The following is a 17,942-nucleotide window of genomic DNA, read 5'->3' as shown; positions in this document are numbered from 1 at the left end:
ACTCCCGCCAAGCCCCTATGAAGGAGGGCGCACATGAACGAGCTGGAGCGCATTCGCCGCCGCCAGGACCTCGAGGCCTACCGGGCCCTAAGCTGGGAAGGTTCCTTCGCCGATTACCTGCGCCTCCTCAAGGAGGACCCTAGGCCCCTGAGGACCAGCTTCCAGCGGGTCCACGACATGATCCTGGCCCACGGGGTGGAGGAGTACACCCTCTTCCGGGAGAAGCTCCTCCACTACCGCTTTTTTGACGACCCCTTTGAGGGGGGCAAGGACGCCATTTTCGGCCTGGACAAGCCCCTCATGCGCCTGGTGGCCACCCTGAAGGCGGCGGCCCACCGCCTGGGGCCCGAGCGGCGCATCCTCCTCCTCCACGGCCCCGTGGGCTCGGCCAAGAGCACCATCGCCCGCCTCCTCAAGAAGGGGCTGGAAGCCTATAGCCGCACGGAGGAGGGAAAGCTTTACACCTTCTACTGGAAGACACCCGAGGGCCCCCTCCCCTGCCCCATGCACGAGGAGCCCTTGCACCTTCTGCCCAAGCAGATCCGGGACGAGTTCTTGGCGGAGCTACGGTCGCTTCACCCCGAGTACCCGTATCCCCTCGAGGTGGAGGGGGACCTCTGCCCGGTGTGCCGCTTCCAAATGCGGGAAGCCCTGGCCCGCCACCAAGGGGACCTGGCCGCGGTCTTGGAGCACGAGGTGGGGGTGAAGCGGCTGGTCCTTTCGGAGAAGGACCGGGTGGGCATCGGCACCTTCCAGCCCAAGGACGAGAAGAACCAGGACGCCACCGAGCTCACCGGGGACATCAACTACCGCAAGGTGGCCATCTACGGCTCCGACTCCGACCCCCGGGCCTTCAACTTCGACGGCGAGCTCAACATCGCCAACCGGGGCCTGGTGGAGTTCATTGAGATCCTGAAGCTGGACGTGGCCTTCCTCTACGACCTCCTCACCGCCAGCCAGGAGCACAAGATCAAGTCCAAGAAGTTTGCCCAGACCGACATAGATGAGATCATCCTCGGGCACAGCGTGGCAGGGTGGACCCCAATTCTCTTCCGCCACCGGGGGCAACCGGGCTGGACAACCCTGGAAGCGCTCCACGAGCGCTTTGGGGAACGGCCCGAAGGTCTAGAGGTCCTCGCCTACGACACCCAAACCAAAGAGGTCCGTTGGACTCGGGTGCTGGGCCTCTACCGGCACCGCTTCTTTGGGGAACTCCTCACCTCCGCCCAAAAGTGGGGCGTGGTGGAGACCACGCCCAACCACTCCCTCTACGACCGAAAGGGGGAGGTCTTCTACCCCGAGGAGGGGCGTGAGCTGCTCGCCATCCGCAAACTACCCCCCCTCTGCCCCCCGCCCTCGGAGATCAACGTGGTAGAAGGGATACCGGGCTTCGTGATGGAGGAAGAACTCACCCTGGCCCTAGCCGCCCGCCGCCTCACCCGCCCCTCGCCTACCGGATTCGCTCGGCTAGACCTTCCCCGCCACGCCACCAACCTTAAAGCCCGCTACCGCCTACCCCAAGACGAGGAAGACCTTAAAGCCCCACTCACCCTTCTCATCTGGTACGCCACCGAGGGGCACGGGAATGCCCGCAACGGGGGCATCGTCATCTCCTCGGCCAACCGGGAGGAACTGGAGCGGGTCAGAGCAGCCTATGAGCGCATCACCGACGCCAAGGGCTACATCCACTCAGGCTCTAAGCGAGACAGCGCGTGGCGGCTGTACCTGGGTGCCGAGGCTATCCGGATCCTCGCTGAACACCACTGCGGCAAGGGCGCAGCCAATAAGCGGCTCCCCGACTTCCTCTTCCGCCTCCCCCAAACCTACCTGGAACACGCCTGGCAGGAACTCCTCAAAACCGACGGGTCGCGTGCCCTTAGCCAGGCGCAACGCAAGGGCTCGGAAGCATACCAGCGCCTTTACGGCGAGTTCAAAACCATCTCCCCCATGTTGGCAGCCCAAGTCGGGGTTCTCCTAAGCCTTTTGGGACACGACTACAGCGTCTACTTCTACCCCCGGCCCGGCAAACCCCCCGCCTACCGCATCCGCTACGTTTCTGGGGAGGGCAAGCCCGGTGGCCGGCACAAGCGGTACACCCACCGCCTATTCCGCCGTCCCGCCCAGGGAGAATGGGTTTACGACATCGCTTGCGAAGGGCTCCACAACTTTGTTTGTGGGGTAGGGAGCATCGTATGCCACAACACGAACGAGCCTGAATACAGGAAACTCCAGGCCAACGAGTACATGGAGGCCCTGCGGGACCGCACCATCAAGATTGATGTCCCCTACATCCTCCGGGTTTCCGACGAGGTGAAGATCTACCAACGGGACTTCGCCAAGGTGCGGGGCAAGCACATCGCCCCCCACACCCTGGAGATGGCCGCCACCTGGGCCGTCCTGACCCGGCTGGAACCCCCGAGGCGGGCCGGGCTCACCCTGATGCAGAAGCTCAAGCTCTACGACGGCAAGCTCCTCCCCGGCTGGACGGAGGAGGCGGTGCGGGAGCTGATGCAGGAGGCCAAGCGGGAGGGCCTGGAAGGCATTAGCCCCCGCTACATCCAAGACAAGATCTCCAACGTCCTGGTCACCAGCGAGGAGCCCTGCATCAACCCCTTCATGGTGATGAACGAGCTGGAGGAGGGCCTGAAGCACCATTCCCTGATCTCCGACGAGAAGACCAAGGAGCGCTACAAGGCCCTCCTGCAGGAGGTAAAGGCGGAGTACGCCGAGATCGTGAAAAACGAGGTACAACGGGCCATCGCCGCCGACGAGGAGGCCCTGAACCGCCTCTTCCACAACTACATTGACCACGTGAAGGCCTACGTGCTGGGGGAGAAGGTGAAAAACCCCTACACCGGGGCCCCCGAGCCGCCCAACGAGCGGCTCATGCGCTCCGTGGAGGAAAGGATTGAAATCCCAGAGTCCCGCAAGGACGACTTCCGCCGCGAGATCATGAACTACATCGGGGCCCTGGCCCTGGAGGGGAAGCAGTTCACCTACAAGGACAACGACCGCCTCCGCCGCGCCTTGGAGCTCAAGCTTTTTGAGGACCAGAAGGACACCATAAGGCTTTCCGCCCTGGTTTCGGGGGTGGTGGACCCGGAAACCCAGGCGAAGATTGACGTGGTGAAGGCCAGGCTCATCCGCGACCACGGCTACTGCGAGCACTGCGCCGCTGGCGTCTTGGAGTTCGCCGCCTCCCTCTTCGCCCGGAGCGAGCGATGACCCCTGGAGAAGGCTTTTTGCCCATCGCCCGCGACCTGGAGCGCTTCAAGGAGATCGTCCGGGGCGAGGTGAGGAAGCGAGCCCGGGAGTTCCTGACCCGGGAGGAGCTCTTCGGCCAGGTGGACGGGCGGCTCGTCTCCATCCCCCTGCCCCAGCTGGAACTTCCCAAGATCGTCTACGGGGAACCCTTGGGAGAGGGCCTGGGCCTTGGGGGGCCCGGGGACGAGGCCTTAGGGCCTGGGGGGCACATCCCCGTGGCCGAGCTGGAGCTGGAGGAGTTTTTGGACCTCATGGGGGAGGCCCTGCGCCTACCGCGCCTCCTGCCCAAGGGGGAGGGAGAGGTGACGGAGGAGGCCCTCCGCTACGCCACCATCGCCCGGAAGGGCCCAAGGGGGCTTCGCCACGTGCGCCGCACCCTGAAGGAAAGCCTGAAGAGGGCCCTCCTCACCGGGGAGTATCGGCTGGAAGAACCCCGCCTGGTTCCCGAAAGGGAGGACCTCCGCTACAAGGCCCCCAAGAAGCGGCCCAAGCCCCACGCCCAGGCGGTGGTCCTCTTCGCCTTGGACGTTTCCGGGAGCATGCGGGAGGAGGAGCTGCGGCTGGTGAAGACCCTCTCCTTTTGGATCACCCTTTGGATCAAGCGCCACTTCCCCCGCCTGGAAAGGCGCTACCTCCTCCACGACGCCGAGGCTTGGGAAGTCTCTGAGGAGGAGTTCTTCCGCGCCCAAGAAGGCGGGGGCACCCGGCTTTCCAGCGCCCTCCTTTTGGCCGAGGAGATCCTCAAGGCCTATCCCGAGGCCTTCTACAACCGCTACCTCTACCACTTCTCCGACGGGGAGAACTGGCAAGGGGATACCCCCATCGCCCTCGAGGCCCTGCGCCGCCTCCTTCCCACCCTCGCCCTTTACGGCTACGCCCAGGTGCAGGGGCCTTACGGCCAGGGCCGTTTCCTGGAGGAGGTGCGGGAGGCCTTGGCGGGCCAGGCGGGCCTCGCCACCGCCGAGGTGCGGGGCCGGGAGGACCTGCCCGTCGCCTTAAGGCACCTTTTGGGAGGGTAGCGTGGATAGGGAGCTTCGCCAGTGGGCCGAGCGCCTAAGGGAAAGGGCGGAAGCGGAAGGGCTCTCCTTCCCCCCTGTGCTTTTTGAGGAAGTGACCCCCGAGGAGATGGCCATGCTGGCCGCCTACGGGGGCTTCCCCCGCCGCTACCCCCACTGGCGCTGGGGAAGCGAGTACCTGCGCCACCGGGAAACCTACCGCTACGGCCTCGGGCGCATCTATGAGCTGGTGGTGAACACCCACCCCGTGCAGGCCTACCTTCTAAGGGGGAACACGCCCCTGGCCCAGAAGCTGGTCATGGCCCACGTCTACGGCCACGCCGACTTCTTCCACCACAACCTAGCCTTCAAGCCCATCCCCAAGGACATGCTCAGCGAAATGGCCCACCACGCCACCTACGTGGAAAAGGCCATGGAGCGGCACGGGGCCAAGGCGGTGGAGGAGTTTTTGGACCTGGCCCTCTCCTTGGAGAACCTCATTGACCCCCACGCCCCCTACATCCAAAGGCCCCAGGAAGAAGAGGAGGAAAAGGCCCCGGAGCGCCTTCGGGTCCGCCCCTACCTGGACCCCTTCGTCAACCCACCCCCCGAGTTTCCCAAGGAGGCGGAGGAGGGGGCCAAGCCCAAGCCCCTGCCCCCAAAGCCCACCCGGGACATCCTGGGGTTCTTGGCCCGGCACGCCCCCCTGGCCCCCTGGCAGAAGGGGATCCTGGAGATCATCCGGGAGGAAAGCCTCTACTACGTGCCCCAAGCGGCCACCAAGATCCTCAACGAGGGCTGGGCCACGTACTGGCACACCCGGATCCTCCTCCCCCTCCTCACCCCGGAGGAGGCGGTGGAGTTCGCCGAGTTGCAGGCGGGCCTCCTCGCCCCCCACGGGCTCAACCCCTACCGCCTGGGCTACCTCCTCCTGCAAGAGGTGGAGGAACGTTATAACAAGGGGCGCTTCGGCCCGGAGTACGAGGCCCTTCCCCTCGGGGAAAGGCTCCGCTACGAGAGGCCCACGGGCGAGGGGCGGAGGAAGCTTTTCCAGGTGCGCACCCTCCACACCGACCTGAGCTTCCTGGAGGAGTTCCTCACCCCCGAGTTCGCCCTGCGCCAGCGCCTCCTTTCCCCGCAGGACCTGGAAACCTTCCCCCAGGCCAAAAAGGCCCTCCTCTGCCGCCTCACCAACGCCGGCTACCCCATCGTGGAGCTTCTTGACGCCAATTACCAGAACCGGGGCGAGCTCCTCTTGGTCCACGCCTACGAAGGGGTGGAGCTGGACCTGAAGAAGACCCAGGCGGTCCTGGAAAACCTCCACCGCCTCTGGGGCCGCCCCGTCCACCTGAAGACCGTGGTGGGGGGCAAGGAAAGGCTCCTTTCCGCCGGGGCCTAGCGCAACACCCGCAGGTAGCCTAAAAGCAACGCCTCGGAAAGCTCCCCCAGGTGCCGGGCCACGAGCCGCCCCTCCCCGTCAAAGAAGAAGGTGGTGGGCAGGCCCTGCACCCCGAGGGCCTGGGAAAGCCTGGTTTCCGGGTCCAGCAAGACCCAGTCCGCCGCCAAGCCCTCCTGTTCCAGGAAGCTCCGCACCACCGCCGGGCCTTCCCCTTGGCTCACGAAGGCGAAGCGCACCTCGGGGTTTTCCCGGCTCACGCGCACCATCATGGGGAGTTCCCGGCGGCAGGGGGGGCACCAGGTGGCCCAGGCGTTGAGCACCAGAGGTTTGCCCCGAAAATCCTTTAAGTTTACCGAGGTACCCCCCAAGGTGGTAAGGGTGAGGGCGGGAAGCCCCACCTCCTGCCGGGCACCCCCCCGGAGGAAAAGCCCCGCCACGAGGCCCGCCGCCAAGGCGGCCACCAGGGCGTAGCGCCAAAGATGTTTGGGCAAGACCATGAGCGTGTACCCTCCCGAAGCCAAGATACCCCAAAGGGGGTCAAAGCCTCCTTGCCAGACGTAGAGGACGGAAAGGGGGTCGCGGGCGTAGACGGAAAGGTTTTCCAGGACAAACCCAAGCCGCGCCCCCAAAAGCCCTACCAGGAGGGCGTTGTAGGCCCAAGGGGCGAGCCTTTTGTCCACCTTACGGGCGAGGGCCTCCGCCACCACCACCCCGGCGAGGAGGGCCAAAGCCACCTGGACCCGGGCCCAGGGGATGGCGAAAGGCCCCAGCTGCAGGGCATCCATCAGCGGACCAGGGGGTAGCCCGCCCGCGCGATGGCCAGCACCCCCCCTTCCACGTTGTAGAGGTTGGTGTAGCCCTTCTTCTTGAGGTATTCCGCCGCCTGGCGGCTGCGGTTGCCGCTACGGCAGTAGAGGTAGACGGGCTTATCCTTGGGGAGGCTGTCCGCCCAGCGGGCCACCTCCTCCACGGGGAGGTTCACCGCCCCAGGCACGTGGCCTTGGGCGAACTCCTGGGGCGTGCGCACGTCCACCACATAGGCCCCGGCGCTCAAGGCCCGGTAGAGCTCCTCCGGGCCTACGTTTTGGTAGCTCCCCTTGGGGCCGCAGGCGATGAGGAGGAGGGGAAGGAGGGCCAGAAGGGCGCGGCGGGTCATGTTAGGCCTGTACCCCCACGGCCTTGCGGATGGCCTGGAGGAACTGGGAAAGGGGCTGGGCTCCCAGCACCCGCTCCTTGCCCTCGTTGATGATGGTGTCCGGCACCCCGTGGATGTGGTAGCGGTTGGAAAGCTCGGGGAACTCGTTGGCCTCAATCATCTCGCCCCACACCTTGGGAGAAGCGTAGGCCAGGCGGTGGGCGGTGCGCACCGCCTGGGGGCAGTAGGGGCAGGTGGGAGTGACGAAGACCTGGAGCCGCACCTCCTCGGGAAGGCCGTTGAGCTCCTGGACCACGTTTTCCGGCAGGCCGTGCCCGTCGCGGCCCAGCATCTCCAGGTCCTCGAGGAGGCTTGCGAACTCGTAGCCCGCCGGGATCCCCCGGTAGCGGAGGTTGATGGCCTCCGAGCCCTTTTCCCGCAGGATCAGGGTGGGGGCCGCCTCCACCCGGTAGGCCTTGGCCATCTCCTGCCCGTCAGGGGTGGCCAGGTCGTAAACCACCAGGTGAAGCTTGTCGGAAAGGGCGGCGAGCTCCTCCAAAAGCTGCTTGGTTTCCTTGCAGTAGAGGCAGGGCTCCTTGCCCGGGGCGATGAGGGTGGAGGAGTCGGTGAAAAGCACCATCTCCACGTCCCGGTTGAGGCTGGAAAGCCGCTCGCGAACGATCTCTTGCTCCTTCGGTCCCAGTAACGGCATCGCTTCCTCCTTATTCGGGATACCCCCGTAGGGGTACGTCCTTTGACAAATATAGCAGATGGCGCTCCGCCTTCATAGAGATAGACCTCACGTTGCCCCGGCTTGACACCTATTACCCCCATAGGGTATCTTCGGGGCGTGGGGACAAAGGTCCCGCCTAGGAGGTAAACCCATGATCTTCCGGCAAATCTACGAGGAAGGTTTGGCGCAGATGAGCTACTTTCTAGGGTGCGCCGCCACCGGGGAGGCCTTGGTGGTGGACCCCAAGCGGGACGTGGACACCTATCTGGAGCTCGCCCAAAGCCTGGGCCTGCGCATCACCGCCATCGCCGAAACCCACATCCACGCCGACTACCTCTCGGGGGCCCGGGAGCTGGCCAGGGCCACGGGGGCCACCCTCTACCTCTCGGACGAGGGGGACGAGAACTGGAAGTACCGGGGCCTCGAGGGCTTCCCCCACGTTCTCCTCAAGGACGGGGACGAGTTTAGGGTGGGGAACATCCGGGTGAAGGCGGTCCACACCCCGGGCCACACCCCCGAACACCTCTCCTTCCTGGTGGCGGACGGGGCGGTGACGGAGGAGCCCCTCCTCTTCCTCACCGGGGACTTCGTCTTCGTGGGGGACGTGGGCCGGCCCGACCTCCTGGAGGAGGCGGCTGGGCTTAAGGGCACGGCGGAGCCCGGGGCAAGGCGCATGTTCCGAAGCCTCAAGGAGAAGTTCCTCATCCTTCCCGACCACGTGCAGGTTTGGCCGGGGCACGGGGCGGGGTCGGCCTGCGGCAAGGCCCTAGGGGCCCTTCCCGCCACCACCGTGGGCTACGAGCGGCGCTACGCCTGGTGGGCGGAGTACCTGGAGCGGGACGACGAAGAGGGCTTCGTGAAGGCGCTCCTCCAAGGCCAGCCCGAGGCCCCCACCTACTTCAAGGAGATGAAGCGGCTCAACCGGGACGGCATGCCCATCCTGGGCGGCGTCCCCCACCCTGGGCGGCTCACCCAGGCCCAGTTCCTCCGCTGGCTGGAGAAGGGAGCCATCCTGGTGGACACCCGGGACAAGTTCGCCTTCGCCGGGGGGCACATGAAGGGGGCCATCAACATCCCCGCCGGGAAGAACTTCGCCACCTGGGCGGGCTGGCTTCTGCCCTACGATCGGCCCCTCATCCTCCTGGCCCACCCCTCCGAGGTGGAGGCCCTCACCCGGGCCCTCATCCGCATCGGGCTGGACGAGGTGGTGGGGTATATCCCGGGCCTCGAGGGCTACGCCCAAGGGGAGCTGGAAACCGTCCCCCAAATCACGGCCAAGGAGGCCAAGGCCCTTTGGGAGCGGGGCGAGGCGGTGATCCTGGACGTGCGGGGCCGGGACGAGCACCTCGCCGGCCACATTCCGGGGGCCCTAAACATCCACGCAGGCCGCGTGCTGGCCCACCTGCATAGACTCCCCAAGGACAAGCCCCTCATCGTCCACTGTGTGGGCGGGGACCGTTCCAGCACCGCCATCTCCGCCCTCCTCGCCCGCGGCGTCCACAACGCCCTCAACCTCACCGGGGGGATTAGGGCTTGGCAGGAGGCGGGCTTCCCCGTGGTGAAGGGGGAAGAGCTGGTGACGGCCTAAGGAGGCGACCCATGTACGAGACGCAAGTGAAAGACCTTTCCCCCGAAGAGGCCAAACGCCTTTACGACCAGGGCGTGCCCTTCTTTGACGTGCGGGAGGTGGAGGAGTACGCCCAGGCGAGGATCCCCGGGGCCCGCCTCCTTCCCCTTTCCGAGTTCATGGCCCGCTACCAGGAAATCCCCAAGGACCAGCCCGTGGTCCTCTACTGCCGCACGGGCAACCGCTCCTGGCAGGCGGCGGCCTGGCTTAGCGCCCAGGGCTACCCGGTCTACAACCTGGAGGGGGGCATCGTCCGCTGGTACCGCGCCGGGCTTCCCGTGGACACCACCCCGGTGGAGGTGGGCTACGCCGCCACCCCCTACCGGGAAGTGGGGCCCCTGGAGGCGGCCAAGCTCCTGGAGGAAGCCTTCGTGGTGGACGTGCGGGAGGCCTGGGAATACGGGGAAGGCCACGTGCCCAAGGCGGTGAACATCCCCCTTTCCACCCTCCCCCAGCGCCTGGCCGAGCTTCCCAAGGACCGGCCCATCCTCCTCGTGTGCAACTCCGGGAACCGCTCGGGGGTGGCGGCGGACTTCCTGGTGGAGCAAGGCTTTGACGGGGAGAAGGTCTACAACCTGGAAGGCGGCACCTACGCCTGGGCCGCCTCGGGCCTTCCTCTGGAGCGATGAGCCTCGCCCTCCTTGGCGCCCTCCTCATCGGCCTCTCCTTGGGGCTTTTGGGCTCCGGGGGCTCCATCCTCACCGTGCCCGTCCTGGTCTACCTCCTGGGGGAGCCTCCCAAGCAGGCCATCGCCGAAAGCCTCCTCGTGGTGGGGGGAATCGCCCTTCTAGGGGCCACCCCCTACGCCATAAGGGGCCTTGTGGACTGGCGGAACGTCCTCTTCTTCGGCCTCCCCGGGATGGCGGGCACCTATTTGGGGGCCTTCCTCTCCCGCTACGTGTCCGGCCAGGTGCAACTCCTGGTCTTCGCCCTGGTGATGCTCCTCGCCGCCTACTTTATGGCCCGGCCCCTCCCCCTGGCCCGAGGGGGGAAGCGCAAGGCCTGGAAGATCGTCCTGGAGGGCCTAGGGGTGGGGGCCCTCACGGGGTTCGTGGGGGTGGGGGGAGGGTTTTTAATCGTGCCCGCCTTGGTCCTCCTGGGTGGACTTCCCATGCACCTGGCGGTGGGCACAAGCCTCCTCATCATCGCCCTCAAGTCCTTCGCCGGGTTTTACAAGTACCTCCACCTCCTGCCCGAGTACGGCCTGGCCGTGAACTACCCCGTGGCGGGGCTTTTCATCGCCGTGGGCTTCCTGGGAAGCCTCCTCGGGGGAAGGCTCGCCCTAAAGGTGCCCCACGAGGCCCTCAAGCGGGGCTTTGCCCTCTTCTTGGTGGCCATGGGGGTTTTTATCGTGGCGCAAAGCCTCTAGGGGTATCCTAAGGGGGTGCCGTTCCGCACCCTTCTGGCCGTGCAAGCCCAGGTCCTGCCGGAGGCCTACCGCACGGAGGAAGCCTTCCGGGAGCGGGTCCACGGCCTCCTAAGCCCCTTAAAGGGCACCCCCGCCCCCCGCCTGGCCGCCTTCCCCGAGCTCTTCGGCCTCCCCCTCCTCCTCCACTTGGAGGGGGAGTTTGCTTGGGGGGAGCTCCTAAAAAACCCCCTCCTCCCCTGGCGGCGGGCCCGGCGGGCCTACGCGGTCCTCCACCGGGTCATGGCCGAGGCGGCGAGGCGCTTTGGGGCGTACCTCCTTGCAGGAAGCCTCCTTTCGCCGCCTTACGAGGAGGAGCTCGCCCGGGGCCTTTTTTCCCGAAGCCCCCTCTTCCAAAACCTGGCCCTTTTCTATAACCCCGAGGGCCGCCTCCTGGCCCAGGTGCCCAAGATGGAGCGCACTCCCCCTGAGCGCTGGCTCAAGGGGGGGCGCTTTGGCCCCCACCTGGTGGAAACCCAAGCCGGGCGGGTGGGCATCCTCATCTGCCTGGACGGCTTCTTTGAGCGGCACCTGGCCCGGCTGGACGCCCTGGGGGCCGAGGTCCTCCTCCAACCCTCCGCCAACCCCGCCCCCTGGGATAGGCCCTGGCCCCCGGACCCCGAGCGCACGGAAGGGGAGGCGTGGCTCACCTCCGCTAGGGGGCGGCTTTTGGGCCGGGAAAACCTTCGGCTCCTCCTAAACCCCATGCTCAACGGCAGGATCCTGGGCCTCACCTTTGAGGGGCGAAGCGGCATCTACGCCCCCGGCAAGGACCTAGCCTTGGCCCAAAGCCCCGTGGGGGACGCGGCCCTCCTCCACTTCCCCTAAAGCCTTTCCGGGAAAAGCCGGATGGCATAGGGGCGGATGAGGGCCTTGGCTAGCTTTTCCCAGGCCAGGTCCTTCACGCCCAAGGCGAGCTCTTCCGCCACCTCCTCCAAGGGGTAGCGGCCCGCGGGCTTCACCGCCTCCAGGAGGATGACGTGGAAGCCGAACTGGGTCCCCACCGGGCCGGACACCTCCCCGGGCTTCAGGCGCAAAAGGGCCGCTTCAAAGGCGGGGATGTAGGTGCCCTCCGGCGCGCACCCCAAGTCCCCCCCCGCCTCCTTGGAGCCCGGGTCCTGGGAAAGAGCCTGGGCCACCTGGGGGAAGGGCTCCCCCTTCTCCAGGCGGCCTAGGGCCTCCCGGGCCGCCTCGAGGGTGGGCAGGAGGATGTGCCGGGCGCAGTAGAGGGTGCCGCGGCGGTACTCCGGGGAAAGGAGCCAGAGGGCCTTTAGGGCGGCGGGGGAGACCTGAAGCTTCTCCCGGTAGTGCCCTTCCAGGGCCTCGAGGGCCAAGGCCTCCGCCAGGAGAAGGCGGTAGGTTCCCACATCGGGAAGCCCCGCCCCCTTCAGGGCCTCCGCCAAGGCGTTCTCGTCGGGGAAGGACTCCAGGAGGGCCTGCACCTGGGCCTCCACCGCCTCGGGCTTAGGCCAAAATCCCTTGGCCTTCGCCACCTGCAATAGCGCCCGCTCCTCGGCCAAGGCCTCCAGGTACTTTTGCCGGTACTGGGCGAGGAGGGCCCGGGTTTCCTCCGTGTCGGGAAGGCCCAGTTGCCTTAGGGCGCTTTTGGCGAACAGGCCAAAACGGAGCTCAAACTGGCTCTTGGTGAGGGCCTCACCCCCCACCTGGGCCACCACGGGGTCTTCCTGGGCCACGGCCAAAGGGCCTAGGATAAGGGCTAGGGCAAGAAGAAGAGCGCGCATGCCCCATGCTAGCATGGGGGGCGTGAACGACCTCATCCTCAAAGCGGCCCGGGGGGAGGCCACCCCCAGGCCCCCCGTCTGGTTCATGCGCCAGGCGGGCCGCTACCAGAAGTCCTACCGCACACTAAGGGAGCGCTATACCCTGCCGGAAATCGTGCGCCAACCCGAGCTCGCCGCCCAGGTGACCCTAAGCCCGGTGGAGGAGCTCGGGGTGGACGCCGCCATCCTCTTCGCCGACATCACCACCCCGCTTTACGGCATGGGGGTGGACCTGGAACTGGTGGAGGGCAAAGGCCCGGTGATCCACCGCCCCATCCGGGACGAGAAGGGGGTGGAAGCCCTTCTTCCCTTGGAGCCCGAGGAGGCGGTGCCCTTCGTCCTCCAAACCATCCGCATCCTGAAGCGGGTCCTTAAGGTGCCCCTCATCGGCTTCGCCGGGGCTCCCTTCACCCTGGCGAGCTACCTCGTGGAGGGGGGGCCAAGCCGCCACTTCCTGCAGGTGAAAGCCTTCATGTACCGGGAAGAGGCGCTTTGGCACCGCCTCATGGAAAGGCTCACCGAGGCCATGGCCCGCTACCTAAAGGCGCAAAAAGAAGCGGGGGCGGACCTCCTCCAGGTCTTTGACTCCTGGGTGGGGGCGCTCTCCCCCGCCGACTACCGCCGCTACGTGAAGCCCCACATGACGCGGCTCTTCCAAGCCCTAAGGCCTTTAGGGGTGCCGGTGATCCACTTCGGGGTGGGGACCATGGGGCTTCTAAAGGACATGCGGGAGGCCGGGGGCGAGGTCCTGGGCCTGGACCACCACACCCCCCTCCCCTGGGCCCGGGAGGTCCTGGGGCGGGTGCCGGTGCAGGGCAATCTGGACCCCGTCCTCCTCTTCGCCCCGAAGGAGGTCCTCCAGCGGGAGGTCCTGCGCATCCTGGCGGAAAACGGGGGGCGGCCCGGGCACATCTTCAACCTGGGCCACGGCATCCTGCCCAAGACCCCAGAGGAGAACGTGCGCTACGTGGTAGAACTCCTGAAGGAGGTGGCGGCGTGAACGTACTCCTGATGGCCTACGGCACCCCTTATGCCCCCGAGGAGATTGAACCCTACTACACCGACATCCGCCGGGGCAAGAAGCCCTCCGAAGAGCTCCTCAAGGAGCTTAGTGAGCGCTACGAGCAGATCGGCAAAAGCCCCCTGAACGAGATCACCCTGGTCCAGGCCCTGCGGCTCCAGGCCCTTTTGAACCTCGAGGCCCCCGCCTACCCCAAGCGCCTCCTGGGCCCCTTCGGTCCCCGCATCCCCCAGGGGCCGGCCCGGGTCTACGTGGGCACCAAGCACTGGCACCCCACCATCGGCGAGGCGGTGGCGGCCATGCACGAGGACGGGGTGCGGCGGGCGGTGGCCATCGTGGCCGCCCCCCACTACTCCCTAAGGAGCGTGGCGGAGTACAGGGAGAAGGTGGAGGCCGCCCTCAAGGCCCTTCCCGAGCCCATAGACTTCACCTGGGTGGAAAGCTATGAGGCCCACCCCGGCCTCATCGCCGCCTACGCCAGGCGGCTGGAAGAGGCCATCTGGCGGCTAAAAGACCCCAAGGGGGCGGCCTACGTCTTCACCGCCCACTCCATCCCCCTGGCGGCGGTGGAGCGGGGGGACCCCTACCCGCGCCAGGTGGAGAAAACGGCGGAGCTCATCGCCAAGCGGCTTTCCCTCCCCCGCTTCCAGGTGGCCTACCAGTCGGCGGGGCGCACCGCAGAGCCCTGGCTTGGGCCCGACATCAACGAGCTCTTGCGGCAACTTAGGGAAGAGGGCTTCGCCGAGGTGGTGGTGCAGGCGGTGGGCTTCCCCGCAGACCACCTGGAGGTCTTCTACGACCTGGACCTCGAGGCCCAGGCCACCGCGGAGGCGGTGGGGCTCAGGCTCCTAAGGGCCCGGAGCCTCAACGCCGACCTGGACTACATCCAGGTCCTTAAGGACCTGGTGGAGGCGGCGTGGCTCAGATAGCCATCGTGGGCGGAGGGTGGGCGGGGCTCGCCGCCGCCCTTGCCCTCAAGGAAGCGGGGGTGGACTTCCTCCTCCTGGAGGCCACGCCCCGCCTGGGGGGCAAGGTCTTCACCCACCAAGGGGAAGGCTTCCTAGTGGAGGGCGGCCCGGACGCCAGCGTGCGCTACAAGAAGGAGGTCCTGGATTTGGCCCAGGCCTTGGGTCTGGAGCCCATCAGCACCCTTCCCGCCAAGCCCTCCGCCTACATCCTGCGGAAAGGGAAAGCCCACCCCCTCCCCGAAGGGCTTTTGCAGGTGGTGCCGGGGGACCTAAAGGCCCTGGCCAAGACCCCCCTCCTTTCCCTTTCCGGCAAGCTCCGGGCCCTTTACGACCTCTTCCTCCCCCGGGGGGACAAGGAGGACGAAAGCCTGAAGGAGTTCGTGGAAAGGCGGCTTGGCCTCGAGGTCTTCCAGGCCTTGGTGGCCCCTCTGGCCGGGGGGATCTACGGGGGTGAGCCCGAGGAGCTTTCCATGCGGGCCGCCTTTCCCGCCCTTTTGGAACTTGAGCGGAAGCACCGAAGCCTCCTCCTCGGGGCCATGCGGGCGCGAAGGGGGCGGGGAAGCCGGGAAGGGGGAAGCCTCTTCTTTTCCTTCCGAGGGGGGCTTTCCGCCCTCACCCGGAAGATGGCGGAACGGGTGGCGGAGCACACCCTCCTCGCCACCCCGGTCCTGGCCTTGGAGCCTTTGGGGGGCCGCTACCGTCTGCACACCCCACGGGGCGCCTTAGAGGCGGAGGCCCTGATCCTCGCCACCCCCGCCCCCGTGGCCGCCTCCCTCCTCAGGCCCTTCCTCCCCGAGGCCACGGCCCTTTTAAAGGGCATCCCCCACACCCCAGCGGCCACGGTGAGCCTGGCCTTCAAGGAGGCGCTCCCCGTGAAGGGGCACGGCCTCCTCATCGCCAAAGGGGAGAACTACCAAGCGCGCGGCTTCACCTGGACGCACCTGAAGTGGCCGGGAAGGGCCCCCGAGGGCTTTAGCCTGGTGCGGGCCTACTTTTCCGGGGAGGTGGCCCGGATGGGCGAAGGAGAGCTCGCCCGGCTCGCCCTGGCGGAGCTTCGCCGGTACCTGGGCCAGGAGGTGCGCCCGGAGCGCACCTTCGTCTTCCGCTTCCCCGAGGGCATGCCCGCCTACAAGGTGGGGCACCTGGACCGCCTCGCCCGCCTGGACCTCGCCCTCCTCAAAGCCCCGGGGCTTTTCCTGGCGGGGAACTACCTCTTGGGCGTGGGGCTTCCCGAGGTGGTGCGCTCGGGCAAGAAGGCGGCGGAGCGGGCCCTCGCCCACCTCTCCCTAACCCCCCCTGGCGAAAAGGAAACCTCCCGGTTAGGATAACGCCAACATGCTCCTCCCCTACCCTGCCATCGCCCTGGGAGCCCTCCTCCTCGGGCTTTTAGCGGGGCTTTTGGGATATAGCGCCCCTTACATCCTCCCTTGGTTCATGATCTCCACCGCCACCCTGGCCAGCGCCCGGGGGCTTGGCGTGGGCCTGGTGGCGGCGCTCGTTTCCACCCTCCTCCTTCTCCTTTTCCCCGGGTTTGACGGGGTGGCGGTTGCGCTTCTCCTCCTTTCCGCCCTCCTGGCCCACCAGGTGGGCCAAAGCCTCCGGCTAGCCCACCGCCGGGCCAAGCACCTGGCCCGGGCACAGAAGCTTTTGGCCGAGGCCCTCGAGGCCCTCCCCCAGGCCGAGGACCGGGAAACCCTTTTGCGCGGCCTGCCCGAGCGGCTCGCCGCCTTCGGGGAAGGCGGGCACGCCGGGGTCTGGCTCCCGGCTCAGGAAGGCTTCCGCCTCTTGGCCAGCGTGCCCCCCTTGGCCTTGGAAACCATCCCCCCCACCGGGGTGGTGGGGCGGGCCTTCCGCGAAGGCAGGCCTATCCACGTGCCCGACGTGCGCCGGGAGCCTGGCTACATCCCCGCCCCGGGGCACCAGGCCCTGGCCGAGCTCGCCCTTCCCCTCCTGGAGCGGGGCGAGGTGGTGGCGGTCCTCAACCTGGAGAAAAGCCGTCCCTTCTTCCCGGAGGAGGTGGAGGGCCTCATCCGCTTCGCCCAGGCGGTGAGCCTAGAGCTTTCCCGCCTGGCGGACCTGGAGGAGCGGAGGCTCCTCGCCGAGCTCGCCCAGAGGATGCAAAGCGCCGCCACCTTGGAGGAGGCGGGGAGCAAAGCCCTCGCCCTCTTCCTAGAAGTGCTCCACCTGGAAGCCGGCACCCTTTGGGAAGCCCGGGGAAGCCGGATGGAGGCCTTGGCCCACCAGGGGGTCACGGAACCCGCCCTCCTCCAGGTGATCCGGGAGGGCCTACCCTACGGGCTGGGCCTCGCCTGGCAGGTCTACGAGACGGGAAGCCCCGTCTTCACCGCCCGCTACGCCGAGGAAGCCCGGGTGGTCCCCGCCTTGAAGGCCCTGAACTGGCGCACCTTCGCCGCCCTTCCCATTCCCACCCCGGGAAGCCCCCGGGCGAGGCGGGTCCTGGTGCTGGGCCAAAGGGAAGAACGGCTTTGGCGCCGGGCGGAAGAGGAGATGCTCCTATCCGCCTGCCGCGCCTTGGGGCTTGGGCTTGAGCGCCTCACGGAGAAGGCGCGGCACGAAGGGGTGAACCGGCTTTTCCTAAATCTACTGGAGAAGCCCCTGGAAGAGCTTTATCAAGAAGTGCTGGAAGAGGCCATCCGCCAGGTGCCGGGCTCGGAAGCGGGAAGCCTTCTTGTGCTGGAAGGCGGGGAATACCTGTTCAAGGCGGCGGTGGGCTACGACCTGGAGGGCCTAAAGACGGTGCGCTTCACGCCGCAGGGCATGCTCCTCTGGTACGGCCGGGGGGAAGGGGAGGCCCGTCGGGGCGAGCCCCGGATCATGAGCGTGGAGGAAAGGGCCATCCCCGAGATCAGCCACCAGACCGCTCCCCCGGAGGTCATAGACACCGCCGGCCGGGCCAAGGAGATCCAGGCCAACCTCTGCCTCCCCGTTCCCTACAAAGGCGAGGTTCTCGCCTACCTCAACTTGGACAACTTGCACGACCCCAAGGCCTTCGGGGAGGACTCCCTCCATGCGGCCCACTACTTCGCCGCTCCCCTGGCCACCTTGCTCCACGAAGCCAAAACCCGGCGCCTCTTGGAGGAGGCCGCCCTCACCGACCCCCTCACGGGCCTCCTAAACCGCCGGGCCTTTGACCGCCACCTCCTGGAGGAGCTTAAACGGGCGGAGCGCTATGGCTACCCCCTCTCCTTGGCCATCCTGGACCTTAAGGGCTTTAAACCCGTGAACGACCGCCTAGGCCACGCCGTGGGCGACCTGGCCCTCATCAAGGTGGCGGAGGCCCTAGAACGGGAAAGGCGCAACGGGGATCGCATATTCCGCTGGGGCGGGGACGAGTTCGCCGTCCTCTTCCCCCACACCCCCAAGCAGGGCGCCATCGCCGCCGCCTACCGCTACGCCAAGGCCATAGAAAAGCTCTGTTTCGGCGAGATCTGCCTGGGGGTGAACATCGGGGTGGCCACCTTCCCCGAGGACGGCGCCACCCCGGATGAACTCCTCTCCGCCGCCGATACCCGCATGTACCAAGCCAAGGCCAAGGGCCTGGCGGTGGTGGCCTGAAGCGCTCCTAAGACCTCTGGGTCCTCTTCTTTGGAACC

General features: G+C 67.1%; 15 protein-coding genes. 11 read left to right on the top strand and 4 right to left on the bottom strand.

What is annotated here, in order from left to right; translation table 11 throughout:
- The first annotated feature begins 33 nt into the window (after positions 1-33).
- From L0D17_RS04810 to L0D17_RS04800, 3 genes are read left to right on the top strand one after another with little or no spacing between them, the layout of a single operon-like run.
- A complete protein-coding gene (locus tag L0D17_RS04810; protein WP_243094134.1) occupies positions 34-3,225 on the top strand; it encodes a serine/threonine protein kinase in 3,192 nt (1,063 codons plus the stop codon).
- Positions 3,222-4,283: a DUF444 family protein gene (locus tag L0D17_RS04805; RefSeq protein WP_243094133.1), complete on the top strand. Its 1,062-nt coding sequence runs from the start codon at positions 3,222-3,224 to the stop codon at positions 4,281-4,283. The genes L0D17_RS04810 and L0D17_RS04805 overlap by 4 nt, the downstream gene beginning before the upstream one ends.
- Before the next feature lies 1 nt (position 4,284).
- Positions 4,285-5,658 carry a SpoVR family protein gene (locus tag L0D17_RS04800; protein ID WP_243094132.1) on the top strand — a complete coding sequence of 458 codons (1,374 nt, stop codon included), beginning with the start codon at positions 4,285-4,287 and terminating at the stop codon, positions 5,656-5,658.
- On the opposite strand, the gene L0D17_RS04795 is transcribed toward L0D17_RS04800, so the two are convergent.
- The 3 genes from L0D17_RS04795 to pdo are packed head-to-tail and all read right to left on the bottom strand — an operon-like array spanning position 5,655 to position 7,505.
- The gene (locus tag L0D17_RS04795; RefSeq protein WP_243094130.1) at positions 5,655-6,443 is read right to left on the bottom strand and encodes a TlpA disulfide reductase family protein; all 789 of its coding nucleotides are present in this window, start codon (positions 6,441-6,443) and stop codon (positions 5,655-5,657) included. The genes L0D17_RS04800 and L0D17_RS04795 overlap by 4 nt on opposite strands.
- Positions 6,443-6,814 (bottom strand): rhodanese-like domain-containing protein, encoded by a 372-nt coding sequence (locus tag L0D17_RS04790; protein WP_039456401.1) that lies wholly within the window; start codon positions 6,812-6,814, stop codon positions 6,443-6,445. Before L0D17_RS04790 ends, L0D17_RS04795 begins: the two co-directional genes overlap by 1 nt.
- A 1-nt stretch (position 6,815) precedes the next feature.
- Complete coding sequence (pdo, locus tag L0D17_RS04785) at positions 6,816-7,505, bottom strand: protein disulfide oxidoreductase (RefSeq protein ID WP_243094128.1); 690 nt, start codon at positions 7,503-7,505, stop codon at positions 6,816-6,818.
- Positions 7,506-7,677: 172 nt separating this feature from the next.
- Here pdo and L0D17_RS04780 point away from each other — a divergent pair, with 172 nt between their 5' ends.
- From L0D17_RS04780 to L0D17_RS04765, 4 genes are read left to right on the top strand one after another with little or no spacing between them, the layout of a single operon-like run.
- Positions 7,678-9,114 (top strand): MBL fold metallo-hydrolase, encoded by a 1,437-nt coding sequence (locus L0D17_RS04780; protein ID WP_243094127.1) that lies wholly within the window; start codon positions 7,678-7,680, stop codon positions 9,112-9,114.
- Positions 9,115-9,125: 11 nt separating this feature from the next.
- Entirely contained in the window at positions 9,126-9,782 is a 657-nt protein-coding gene (locus tag L0D17_RS04775) for a rhodanese-like domain-containing protein (RefSeq protein WP_243094125.1), read from the top strand.
- Positions 9,779-10,522, top strand: a complete 744-nt coding sequence (locus L0D17_RS04770) for a sulfite exporter TauE/SafE family protein (protein WP_243094123.1) — start codon at positions 9,779-9,781, stop codon at positions 10,520-10,522. The genes L0D17_RS04775 and L0D17_RS04770 overlap by 4 nt, the downstream gene beginning before the upstream one ends.
- Before the next feature lie 15 nt (positions 10,523-10,537).
- Entirely contained in the window at positions 10,538-11,386 is an 849-nt protein-coding gene (locus tag L0D17_RS04765; protein ID WP_423247948.1) for a nitrilase-related carbon-nitrogen hydrolase, read from the top strand.
- Here the strand turns inward: L0D17_RS04765 and L0D17_RS04760 are convergent.
- Complete coding sequence (locus tag L0D17_RS04760; protein WP_243094121.1) at positions 11,383-12,300, bottom strand: peptidylprolyl isomerase; 918 nt, start codon at positions 12,298-12,300, stop codon at positions 11,383-11,385. The genes L0D17_RS04765 and L0D17_RS04760 overlap by 4 nt on opposite strands.
- A 13-nt stretch (positions 12,301-12,313) precedes the next feature.
- Here L0D17_RS04760 and hemE point away from each other — a divergent pair, with 13 nt between their 5' ends.
- Genes hemE through L0D17_RS04740 form a run of 4 tightly spaced genes read left to right on the top strand, consistent with a single transcriptional unit; the run spans position 12,314 to position 17,904 of the window.
- Positions 12,314-13,339, top strand: coding sequence for a uroporphyrinogen decarboxylase (hemE, locus tag L0D17_RS04755; protein ID WP_243094207.1), 1,026 nt, complete (start codon positions 12,314-12,316; stop codon positions 13,337-13,339).
- Positions 13,336-14,289 (top strand): ferrochelatase, encoded by a 954-nt coding sequence (gene hemH / locus L0D17_RS04750; protein ID WP_039456380.1) that lies wholly within the window; start codon positions 13,336-13,338, stop codon positions 14,287-14,289. Before hemE ends, hemH begins: the two co-directional genes overlap by 4 nt.
- A complete protein-coding gene (gene hemG, locus L0D17_RS04745) occupies positions 14,277-15,656 on the top strand; it encodes a protoporphyrinogen oxidase (protein ID WP_243094119.1) in 1,380 nt (459 codons plus the stop codon). The genes hemH and hemG overlap by 13 nt, the downstream gene beginning before the upstream one ends.
- A gap of 7 nt (positions 15,657-15,663) precedes the next feature.
- Positions 15,664-17,904: a diguanylate cyclase gene (locus tag L0D17_RS04740; RefSeq protein ID WP_243094117.1), complete on the top strand. Its 2,241-nt coding sequence runs from the start codon at positions 15,664-15,666 to the stop codon at positions 17,902-17,904.
- The last annotated feature ends 38 nt before the right edge of the window (positions 17,905-17,942 follow it).

It is taken from the genome of Thermus thalpophilus, assembly GCF_022760915.1.
Lineage (GTDB): Bacteria > Deinococcota > Deinococci > Deinococcales > Thermaceae > Thermus > Thermus thalpophilus.
The sequence above is the reverse complement of the archived record's forward strand: the minus strand, read 5'-3'. Positions and strand labels throughout refer to the sequence as shown.

What these genes read in the sequence shown, in the direction of transcription:
- L0D17_RS04810 (WP_243094134.1), top strand. Translation starts at nt 34, where the DNA reads ATGAACGAGCTGGAGCGCATTCGCCGCCGCCAGGACCTCGAGGCCTAC.
- L0D17_RS04805 (WP_243094133.1), top strand. Translation starts at nt 3,222, where the DNA reads ATGACCCCTGGAGAAGGCTTTTTGCCCATCGCCCGCGACCTGGAGCGC.
- L0D17_RS04795 (WP_243094130.1), bottom strand. Translation starts at nt 6,443, where the DNA reads ATGGATGCCCTGCAGCTGGGGCCTTTCGCCATCCCCTGGGCCCGGGTC.
- L0D17_RS04790 (WP_039456401.1), bottom strand. Translation starts at nt 6,814, where the DNA reads ATGACCCGCCGCGCCCTTCTGGCCCTCCTTCCCCTCCTCCTCATCGCC.
- pdo (WP_243094128.1), bottom strand. Translation starts at nt 7,505, where the DNA reads ATGCCGTTACTGGGACCGAAGGAGCAAGAGATCGTTCGCGAGCGGCTT.
- L0D17_RS04780 (WP_243094127.1), top strand. Translation starts at nt 7,678, where the DNA reads ATGATCTTCCGGCAAATCTACGAGGAAGGTTTGGCGCAGATGAGCTAC.
- L0D17_RS04775 (WP_243094125.1), top strand. Translation starts at nt 9,126, where the DNA reads ATGTACGAGACGCAAGTGAAAGACCTTTCCCCCGAAGAGGCCAAACGC.
- L0D17_RS04770 (WP_243094123.1), top strand. Translation starts at nt 9,779, where the DNA reads ATGAGCCTCGCCCTCCTTGGCGCCCTCCTCATCGGCCTCTCCTTGGGG.
- L0D17_RS04760 (WP_243094121.1), bottom strand. Translation starts at nt 12,300, where the DNA reads ATGCGCGCTCTTCTTCTTGCCCTAGCCCTTATCCTAGGCCCTTTGGCC.
- hemE (WP_243094207.1), top strand. Translation starts at nt 12,314, where the DNA reads ATGGGGGGCGTGAACGACCTCATCCTCAAAGCGGCCCGGGGGGAGGCC.
- L0D17_RS04740 (WP_243094117.1), top strand. Translation starts at nt 15,664, where the DNA reads ATGCTCCTCCCCTACCCTGCCATCGCCCTGGGAGCCCTCCTCCTCGGG.